The sequence below is a fragment of the Chloroflexota bacterium genome, assembly GCA_034717495.1.
Taxonomy (GTDB): Bacteria; Chloroflexota; Anaerolineae; order JAAEKA01; family JAAEKA01; genus JAYELL01.
This window is the reverse complement of sequence record JAYELL010000030.1, coordinates 1-9,051: the sequence shown is the minus strand read 5'-3', so window position 1 is coordinate 9,051 and position 9,051 is coordinate 1. Positions and strand designations below refer to the sequence as shown.

Annotated in this window: 11 protein-coding genes; 9 read left to right on the top strand and 2 right to left on the bottom strand. The window is 58.3% G+C overall.

Annotated elements, in window-relative coordinates; all coding sequences use genetic code 11:
* Positions 1-245: 245 nt before the first annotated feature.
* The 9 genes from U9R25_05830 (at position 246) to U9R25_05790 (ending at position 7,707) form a co-directional block, all read left to right on the top strand.
* Entirely contained in the window at positions 246-878 is a 633-nt protein-coding gene (locus U9R25_05830; GenBank protein MEA3335410.1) for a metallophosphoesterase family protein, read from the top strand.
* Positions 875-1,984 (top strand): GrpB family protein, encoded by a 1,110-nt coding sequence (locus U9R25_05825; GenBank protein ID MEA3335409.1) that lies wholly within the window; start codon positions 875-877, stop codon positions 1,982-1,984. Before U9R25_05830 ends, U9R25_05825 begins: the two co-directional genes overlap by 4 nt.
* Positions 1,981-3,246, top strand: coding sequence for a tryptophan synthase subunit beta (gene trpB, locus U9R25_05820; GenBank protein MEA3335408.1), 1,266 nt, complete (start codon positions 1,981-1,983; stop codon positions 3,244-3,246). Before U9R25_05825 ends, trpB begins: the two co-directional genes overlap by 4 nt.
* On the top strand, positions 3,243-4,085 hold the full coding sequence (trpA, locus tag U9R25_05815) for a tryptophan synthase subunit alpha (GenBank protein MEA3335407.1): 843 nt from the start codon (positions 3,243-3,245) through the stop codon (positions 4,083-4,085). Before trpB ends, trpA begins: the two co-directional genes overlap by 4 nt.
* A gap of 16 nt (positions 4,086-4,101) precedes the next feature.
* Positions 4,102-4,518, top strand: a complete 417-nt coding sequence (locus tag U9R25_05810; protein ID MEA3335406.1) for a DUF1801 domain-containing protein — start codon at positions 4,102-4,104, stop codon at positions 4,516-4,518.
* 116 nt (positions 4,519-4,634) lie between these two features.
* Positions 4,635-5,183: a phosphoribosyltransferase family protein gene (locus tag U9R25_05805; GenBank protein ID MEA3335405.1), complete on the top strand. Its 549-nt coding sequence runs from the start codon at positions 4,635-4,637 to the stop codon at positions 5,181-5,183.
* 35 nt (positions 5,184-5,218) lie between these two features.
* On the top strand, positions 5,219-5,629 hold the full coding sequence (locus U9R25_05800; GenBank protein MEA3335404.1) for a nucleoside triphosphate pyrophosphohydrolase family protein: 411 nt from the start codon (positions 5,219-5,221) through the stop codon (positions 5,627-5,629).
* Between the two features lie 110 nt (positions 5,630-5,739).
* Positions 5,740-6,315 (top strand): peptide-methionine (S)-S-oxide reductase MsrA, encoded by a 576-nt coding sequence (gene msrA, locus U9R25_05795; GenBank protein ID MEA3335403.1) that lies wholly within the window; start codon positions 5,740-5,742, stop codon positions 6,313-6,315.
* Positions 6,316-6,366: 51 nt separating this feature from the next.
* Positions 6,367-7,707, top strand: coding sequence for an ATP cone domain-containing protein (locus tag U9R25_05790; GenBank protein ID MEA3335402.1), 1,341 nt, complete (start codon positions 6,367-6,369; stop codon positions 7,705-7,707).
* Here the strand turns inward: U9R25_05790 and U9R25_05785 are convergent.
* Together U9R25_05785 and U9R25_05780 are read right to left on the bottom strand one after the other, a co-directional pair.
* On the bottom strand, positions 7,701-8,273 hold the full coding sequence (locus U9R25_05785) for a histidine phosphatase family protein (GenBank protein ID MEA3335401.1): 573 nt from the start codon (positions 8,271-8,273) through the stop codon (positions 7,701-7,703). The two genes, U9R25_05790 and U9R25_05785, sit on opposite strands and share 7 nt — an antisense overlap.
* Before the next feature lie 10 nt (positions 8,274-8,283).
* A partial coding sequence (locus U9R25_05780; GenBank protein ID MEA3335400.1) for a hypothetical protein occupies positions 8,284-9,051 on the bottom strand: 768 nt, incomplete at its 5' end.

The window sequence follows — 9,051 nt, the reverse complement described above, 5'->3', positions numbered from 1 at the left end:
AAGACGACTTCCAGAAGACCGCAGACGACAGACCGCTGACCGCTTCCAGAAGACGACTTCCAGAAGACCGCAGACGACAGACCGCTGACCGCTTCCAGAAGACGACTTCCAGAAGACCGCAGACGACGGACGGCAGATGGTTGTGAGCGAACAGTCGAAGGCGGTCGGTGGTCAGCGGTCGGTGGTCGGTTACAGACGGTCTGCGGTCATCGGTCCGCGGACCTCCGACACGAGTGAGAAACGCTATGCGAATTGGACTTATAGCTGACTCCCATATACCACACGTGACATCGCGACTCCACCCGGGGGTGCACCGCGCCTTTGAAGGTGTTGAGATGATCCTCCACGCGGGCGATCTGACCGGGCCTGAAGTCCTGGAAGTATTGGGACAGATTGCACCGGTCCATGCCGTCCGCGGTGACCAGGACATCGGTCTGGATCACCTGCCTCTGCGCCAGGTCATTGAGGTTGAAGGAAAACGGATCGGGTTGATCCACGGCAACAGGCCCCGCTGGCTGGAGATGCCGGGCACCACCTGGAACATGTTTTTTGGACAGCGTCTCTTCCTGGCCCCACGTTTTTATGCCAACGTCTGCCGGCAATTTGAGCAGGATCAGGTCGATTGCGTGGTTTGCGGCCATATCCACCGTCCCTATATCGGCGATGTCAAAGGTGTCCTGGTGATCAACCCAGGCAGCACCTATCTCAACATCCTGGATCGTAAGACACAGCCGGGCCAATATGTTTCGGTTGGTATGCTGGAGATCATCGACGACAGTTTGCGCGCCACCATTGTTCCCCTGCCGGAAGCATGGCAGGATTTCGGGAAAGCTCAATTCGGCGACGCCCAACCCCCCCCAGGGATAAGTTCACGATGAGCCAATCTGTAATATCTGACGAAAAACCGCTGGGCGAAAGCCTGGGGTGGCACAGACTTGGCACCGAACGCCCTTTCCGCAGCCATTGGCACAACCTGCGTCAAGACCAGGTACGCTTGCCCGCCGGGCAAAAAATCACCTTTACCTACCAGGAACATCCGGGCTTCATTACCGTTGTGCCGCTAACAAGTGACGGTCAGGTGGTAATGATCCGCAGCTATCGCTACACCGTCGACGACTGGTGTTGGGAGATGCCGGCCGGTGGCCTGGGCGACAATGCAGGCCTGCCGCCGGAGGAGGTTGCCCGCCAGGAACTGCTGCAGGAAGCTGGCGCCACCTGTGTTGAGATGTGTAACATCGGCTGGTTTTACAGCATGAACGGAACCGCCGACGCTCGCTGCACGATCTTTTTGGCTGTAGGGGTGGCATTGAACGGCGACCAGCAACTGGAGGCCACCGAACAGATCGAGGTGCAATTGGTGCCGGTTGAAAAGGCCCTGCAGATGGCGCGGGATGGCCGCATGACCGACGGAGACAGCGCGCTGGCTTTGTTGCGCTGCGAACCACACCTAATACGCCGGACCAGAAGTACTCGGGTCGTTCCCCACGATCCCCGGTGGCCCCTTCGTTTCGCTGAAGAGGCAGCTCGGTTGGCACAGGTATTTGGACAGGAATTGGTGGCCATTCACCACATGGGCAGCACAGCTATCCCGGGCATCGTTGCCAAACCAATCATCGATATCCTGCCGGAGGTCAAAGAGATCGAAAAAGTCGACTTACTCAACGATGAGATGATCGCCCTTGGCTATGTCCCGAAAGGTGAGCTTGGCATCCCAGGCCGGTGTTATTTCAGCAAGGACCTGGAGGGCGAACGCCGCTATCATGTACACGTTTTCCAGACTGGCAACCCGGAGATCGCGCGCCACCTGGACCTGGTCGAGTATCTCAAGACCCATCCCGGGGAAGCCAGTCGTTACGCCGAACTAAAACAACAACTGGCCAAGCAGTATCCCCATGATGTCCACCGCTACACCGATGGCAAGAGCGATTTGATCACGGAACTAGCTGAAAGAGCCCGTCTGTGGAAGGAGACCCTGGCATCGTGAGTGAATTATCCGGGTATCGGTGGCCAGATGAGCGTGGCCGCTTTGGTCCCTACGGTGGCCGATTCGTTCCCGAAACATTGATGCCGGCGCTGGACGAGTTGGAAGAGGCCTATCTACAGGCGTACAACGACCACGCCTTCAAGGCGGAACTGGCCCGCCTGTTCCACACCTATGTCGGCAGGCCAACACCCATCACCCATGCCCGGCGGCTCAGCCGGCACCTGGGCGGCGCGCAGATCTACTTGAAGCGGGAGGACCTGGCACACTCCGGTGCCCACAAGATCAACAACGCCCTGGGGCAGGCCCTCTTGGTCGAACGTATGGGTAAAAAGCGAATCGTGGCGGAGACCGGCGCCGGCCAACATGGTGTGGCGACGGCGACCGCAGCGGCCCTGTTGGGCATCGAGTGTGTGGTCTACATGGGTACGGTGGACATGGGGCGCCAGGCGCCAAACGTTTTTCGCATGAAGCTGCTGGGAACAGCAGTTCGCGGTGTGGATGCCGGCAGCAAAACCCTCAAGGACGCCATCAACGAGGCCATCCGCGATTGGGTCACCAACGTGCAATCGACCCACTACCTGCTGGGCTCAGCTTTGGGTCCCCACCCCTATCCGACCATCGTGCGTGATTTCCAGAGTGTTATCGGCCGCGAAGCACGAGGGCAAATGCTCGATGAGGCTTCCGGCGGTCCGGGCAGATTGCCCGACGCCATCGTCGCCTGCGTAGGAGGCGGCAGCAACGCTCTCGGCATCTTTCACCCTTTTTTGGCCGACGAGCAGGTACGTCTGATCGGTGTGGAGGCGGGCGGGCGAGGCATCGAATCGGGAGAACACGCAGCTCGCTTCGCTGACCCTGAAACTGCACGCCTGGGAGTTCTGCACGGTACCCGCAGCTACGTTATGCAGGATGCAGATGGCCAGATCGCGCTGACCCATTCCATCAGCGCAGGCCTGGATTACGCCTCGGTTGGCCCGGAACATGCCCTGCTACGAGACCTGGGCCGATCCGAATACACCTATGCTACCGATGACGCTGCCCTGGAGGGCTTCAGACTGTTGAGCGAGTTGGAGGGCATTATCCCGGCATTGGAGAGCGCCCACGCCATCGCTCACGTCCTGGAGCTTGCGCCGCAGATGGGCCGCGATCAAGTGATTCTGGTGAACTTGAGTGGCCGGGGCGACAAAGACCTGGACACCGCCATGCGGGCGTTGGGCGCACGACCCGGCAGGCTATCGACGGAAAACGAGGTAAACGAACAATGAGCTCAGGAGTTGAACGCATCCGGGCAGCATTTGCCCAGGCCCATCGAGAGAGCCGGGCGGCGTTCATGCCCTATCAGATGCTGGGCCACCCTACGCTGGAGACATCCCCCCAGGTGATCGGTGCCCTGGCCGACGCCGGTGCCGATCTCTTCGAGTTGGGCCTCCCCTTCTCCGATCCCCTGGCGGATGGACCTACCATCCAGGCGGCCGGTCAACAGGCTCTGGACAATGGCGTAACCGTTGCCTACTGCCTGGCTGCTGTAAAAGAGCTGCGCCGCGTTATCCCCGATAAGCCTTTCTGTCTGATGGGTTATATCAATCCCGTTCTTGCCTACGGGCCCGAGCGCTTCGTCGAAGAGGCCAGCCGGGCCGGGGTGGACGGGCTCATCGTGCCCGATCTGCCGCCCGATGAGCCTGAAGCTGAAGCGTTGGCCAGGCTGTGTCTCGACCGCGGCATCGCACCAATCTATCTGCTGGCGCCCACAAGCACGCCGTTTCGCATCGAGTTGGGCGTGAAGCGCAGCAGGGGCTTCGTCTACCTGGTAAGTGTGACCGGCATCACCGGCGCTCGAGACACGCTCAACAGCGACCTGGGCAGCTTTGTAAGAGAGGTACGGGAGATCACTGATCGATTGCCCGTCGACGAACGTCCCTATATCGCCGTGGGCTTTGGCATCGGCAACCCTCGATTGGCGGCTCAAGTTGCCGGGATCGCCGACGGCGTCATCGTGGGTAGTGCATTGGTCGAACTGGCGGACAGCAGCGACGATCCGCCACAGGCGGTGGCAGCCCTGGGTCTATCCCTTAGACAGGCAGCCAAGTTGCCGCCAGCTCGTTGATGGAGGTTTTTGTCCCATGGCTGAGTTGAAAACACAGAAGAATGATGCCAGCGTCGAGGACTTTCTCAACAGCGTTCCGCAGGAAAAGAAGCGCGAGGATAGTTTCGCCATCATGGAGCTTCTGCGAGAGGTCACCGGAGAAGAGCCGTCGATGTGGGGCAGCAACATCGTCGGCTTTGGCAGCTATCACTATAGATATGCGTCCGGACGAGAAGGAGATTGGTTTCTGGTTGGTTTTTCCCCCAGAAAGCAGAACCTGACACTCTACATCATGTCGGGATTTGACGATTACGACGCCTTGCTGGCGGATCTGGGCAGGCACAAAACCGGCAAATCATGTCTCTACATCAACAAGCTGGATGATGTAGATATCCCGACGCTGCGCGAACTGATCCGCCAGTCGGTGGCTCATGTTGCTGAAACCAACCAGTAGTCACGCTGGTCGCGATTGCTCCCCCGGCGTTCCTGTGTATACTGTCATGCGGCTGCAGAGATGCAGCAACCGTCGGCATTGCGGAATACTACATCCCATGAGGTTTGAAACGAATCATGACCGAACGCGAGACCTTTTCCGTCGAGGTAGCCGGCCTCACCAGGCACTTTCCGCTGTTCGAGGTTGCCCCAGGTGTGCGGATTGCCATCTTCAACATGTTAGGCGACACTTTCGTCGTCAAGGCGGGAGCAGCGGCGCTGGCCGAACTTCTCAAGGACACGCCGGCCGACGTTCTTGTGACAGCTGAGGCCAAGGCCATACCTCTTATCTACGAAATGAGCGCCCTCATGGGTCTGCCTTACGTCGTGTTGCGCAAAACGTACAAGACATACATGGGTAACGCCATCAGCTCTCAGACCATTTCAATCACTACAGGCAAGCCACAGACCCTTTTCCTGGATGAAAAGGATCAGCACCTGATTGCCGGCAAGGACATTGTGCTGGTTGACGACGTCGTTAGTACGGGCAGTACGCTGACAGGAATGAAAGAAGTGGTCACGCAGGCAAACGGCAACATCAGCCAGGTCGCTGCCGTTTTCACCGAGGGCAACGCAGACTGGTCTGAAGTCATTGCCCTGGGCAATCTGCCTGTCTTCCTGGACTGATCACAGTCGCCCTATCCAATCTGGACATCACCCACATGCAGGATCAACTGAGAAAACTCGAGCAGTTTCACGAGACCTTTCAGTGCTACATCAACTACGAACCGGCCGCCACGCTTCCCGAGGACGTCCAGGCAGTTCGAGTCAGGCTATTTGAGGAAGAGCTGGGGGAATACCGCTCGGCCATAGGCAGTGGAGACATTGTCGAGGTAGCGGACGCGCTCACCGACATGCTTTATGTCCTGCTTGGCACCTTTGTGGCGCACGGGCTGCAAGACCTGGCCGGGGCACTGTTTGACGAGGTGCACCGCAGCAACATGAGCAAACTGGACGCAGCCGGCCAACCTGTCTTCCGAGATGACGGCAAAGTGCTCAAGTCCGATCTCTTCGAAGCTCCTGATCTGGCATCGATTTTGCGGAACGGACGGGATGAAGTCATCGGTGAGTGATCACCTGAAGAACCAATCGCAGGTCAATCAGAAAAAAGATCAGCGATAATCTGCGCCGAAGGTCTGCGTAATCAGCGTTCCTCTGGCTTGTCCAGGTTGGGATAAAAGAGATGAAAAGCGAACAGAACGGACAGGCGAAAGAACTCAACAGGGAAACAGCCACCCTGGGTGGCGGCTGTTTCTGGTGTCTGGAAGCCATATTCGAGGAATTGCAGGGAGTGGACTCCATCGAATCTGGTTATGCCGGCGGTTGGGTGGATAATCCCAGCTACAAACAGGTATGCACCGGATCGACAGGACACGCCGAGGTCGTCCAGGTGACCTATGATCCCCGGGAGATCAGTTTTCGAGAGGTTCTCGAGGTATTCTTCAGCATCCACGATCCGACGACCCTCAACCGCCAGGGAGCTGACGCAGGCACCCAGTACAGGTCGGCGATCTTTTACGAGGACGACGAGCAAAAGATGGTTGCCAATGAGGTCATCCGCGAACTTGGAGCCGCTGAAATCTGGTCAGACCCGATCGTTACCGAGGTTACGCCGCTCTCGAACTACCATCGAGCCGAGGATAATCAGCAGAGCTTCTATCGGGACAACAGCTGGCAGCCCTACTGCCAGGTGGTAATCACGCCGAAGTTGGCCAGGTTCCGCAAGAAATATGCTGAGCGAAGAAAGCCAGGCGTATGACTGAAGGTTACGGAGGAGATAGCAAACGGACCTGCACATCGGAGGAATATCATGGCAGAGATCACCCATGTGGTAAAGCGCAGCGGCGCCGTTGTTCCCTTTAATGCCGAGCGGATCACCAATGCCATCTATCGAGCGGCTGTAGCCGTAGGTGGCCGGGATCGGGCGCGGGCGAAATTTCTCTCCCAACAGGTCGTACAGGCCCTGGAAGACAGGTCCCCGGAAGGGCACATTCCTCAGATTGAGGAAATCCAGGACATGGTCGAAAAGGTTCTGATCGAAAACGGCCATGCAACGGTAGCTAAAGCCTATATCCTCTATCGGGAGGAGCGAAACCAGCGCCGGGAACATGCTGCCGAAAAAGCTGCGGAGACCAGAGACAACATCCCCTGGGCCAAGCTCTGGCGGGTCCTGGATTGGGCTGTAACTCACGATCTGCACACTGTCGAGGCGCTCAACCGCCGAATTCGCCGCGGTGAATTCCCGCAGATCGTTCATCAGTCAGAGTCGGCATATGAGGCCGATATCAGCCATGCCGCCCGGATGATTGCCGGGCGCAGTGATGAGATCAGGATGGTCATCGTCAGTGGGCCATCCTCATCGGGCAAAACTACCTCGACGAAAAAACTGGAGCAGCGGCTGAAGTCCAACGACCTGTCATTCGTCACCCTCAACGTCGACAACTACTTTTTTGATCTCGAACTGCATCCCAGAGACGAATTTGGCGACTATGACTTCGAGACGCCCCAGGCGCTCGACCTTGCCCTGATCAACCAACACCTTCAGAGGCTGGTCGACGGGCATGAAGTCCTGGTCCCCCTCTATGATTTTAAGACCGGCACGCGCCAGCTGGATCAAACGCCGTTGCAGTTGAGGAAAAACGAGATACTGCTCATCGACAGCCTTCATGGGCTCTTTCCGCCCATGACCGAGGGCATCCCGGACGAACGAAAGTTCCGGCTCTATCTGGAGCCGTTGCTCCAGATGAAGGGGCCCGACGGCCGTTACATCCGCTGGACCGACCTGCGCCTGCTTCGGCGCATGCTGCGGGATTCGGTGCATCGGGCCTACAAGCCCAAGCAAACCCTTGAGCATTGGCACTACGTGCGTTCCAGCGAAATGCGCAACATAATTCCCTTCCACGGCAGCAGTGACGCCATCATAAACAGCGCGATGCCCTATGAACTATCCCTGTACTCGGCCCGTCTCGGTGCCGATTTCGCGCAATGGGCGGTTCAATATCGCGATGATCCCCTGCACCAGGATGCCTTCCAGCGTGCAGAACGAGTCAACGAGTTCCTGAAGGTAATCGAACCCGTGGAAGATGACTCCCCCGTTCCCCACGATTCAGTCATACGAGAGTTTATCGGCGGCAGCAGCCTGGACTATTGATCCAGGTGAAAGAAGACTGCCTCCAGTCGATGGTCGGGTTGAGACAACACCACAACCGAGGGTAAGCCCAACGACCTCCAGAACGATACCGGTTCCAGGCCGGCGACCTGTGCCACGAAGAGCGAAATGACAGTACCGTGGGAGACGACGGCTACCGATTGATCCCGGTACCGGCCGGTTACCGCCGCGAGGCCCGAGGAAAATCGTCTCAGAGCCTGCGCCCCTGTTTCAGTTCCGTATACCAACTCCTGGGGATTCTCAAGCAGGCCCTGCACAGACCTCTCGAATTCTGCGGGATCATCACGCCAGGGCTCGTTTCGCCGATCATGTTCCTGGAGGTCGGGGGCAGTTTCCACCGGCAGCCCGAGCCGTTGCCCGACAATTTGTGCTGTCTGCAGTGCCTTGGGCTCAACACTGGCCACCACCGCATCAGGTTTATAGTCGGCAAGTGTGGAGGCCAGGGCCAGACAACGCGTTCGGCCCACTTCGGAGAGCCTCCATGTGGCCGAAGGGATTTGGGGATCGATCTGGGGTAACGAATGTTTTACCAGGATCAGCCGGGACATTGCGCTTGGATCAATTGCCGATAATTGGATCACCCAATACCGAAGCGATGGCATCGCTGGTGAAATCGTCGGGACCCACAGTCAACAGGAGAAGGCGGCCATTTCTCCATACACGCGGGGGGGCCTCCCAAAACAATAGATGGCTTCCGTGGGAATCGGCACCGGGCCCAAACCCCATCATATCGGCGGCCAAAGTCTCATCATCCGGATATTCGAACGCCTGCACCGGGTGGCCATCGATCAGAATGATAACCCCGAATACCGATAGATAAGGTTTGACGATTCGGGCCGGTGTGCGAACCACATCGTGCCCTTCGTCGGTCATATCGCCCAAAAACCGAACCATGGTGTAGGGAAACGCAGCCGTTTCCCCACCGTTGGTCAGTGTATCCAGGCCTGGCACCCTGCGCAGGGCCTGCGATGTGGCAGCGGGCGTTGCCGTGGGGACAGGTACCAGAGTCACACTGGATGCCGGCGTGGCTGTATCGGTGGGATCTGGCTCGACCGTAGGTGTATTCGTTGGCTTCGGTGTTGATGTTGCTGTGGCAGTCGGTGTCGGCGTGGGGGTCGCCGTGGCCGTTGGCTCTGGGCTGGGCGTATCAGTCGGAGCCGGCGACGGAGTTGCGGTCGCCGTCGGTGTATCGGTGTCTACAGGCGTTGGCGTGTCGGTTGGTTCGGGTGTAGCTGTGTCAACAGGTTCAGGCGTAGCCGTGTCGACAGGTTCGGGTGTAGCTGTGTCGGCAGGTTCGGGTGTAGCCGTGTCGGCAGGTTCGGGTGT

Excerpts from the sequence above, each read along its gene's own strand:
- U9R25_05830 (MEA3335410.1), top strand. The coding sequence starts at position 246 with ATGCGAATTGGACTTATAGCTGACTCCCATATACCACACGTGACATCG.
- U9R25_05825 (MEA3335409.1), top strand. The coding sequence starts at position 875 with ATGAGCCAATCTGTAATATCTGACGAAAAACCGCTGGGCGAAAGCCTG.
- trpA (MEA3335407.1), top strand. The coding sequence starts at position 3,243 with ATGAGCTCAGGAGTTGAACGCATCCGGGCAGCATTTGCCCAGGCCCAT.
- U9R25_05810 (MEA3335406.1), top strand. The coding sequence starts at position 4,102 with ATGGCTGAGTTGAAAACACAGAAGAATGATGCCAGCGTCGAGGACTTT.
- U9R25_05805 (MEA3335405.1), top strand. The coding sequence starts at position 4,635 with ATGACCGAACGCGAGACCTTTTCCGTCGAGGTAGCCGGCCTCACCAGG.
- U9R25_05800 (MEA3335404.1), top strand. The coding sequence starts at position 5,219 with ATGCAGGATCAACTGAGAAAACTCGAGCAGTTTCACGAGACCTTTCAG.
- msrA (MEA3335403.1), top strand. The coding sequence starts at position 5,740 with ATGAAAAGCGAACAGAACGGACAGGCGAAAGAACTCAACAGGGAAACA.
- U9R25_05790 (MEA3335402.1), top strand. The coding sequence starts at position 6,367 with ATGGCAGAGATCACCCATGTGGTAAAGCGCAGCGGCGCCGTTGTTCCC.
- U9R25_05785 (MEA3335401.1), bottom strand. The coding sequence starts at position 8,273 with ATGTCCCGGCTGATCCTGGTAAAACATTCGTTACCCCAGATCGATCCC.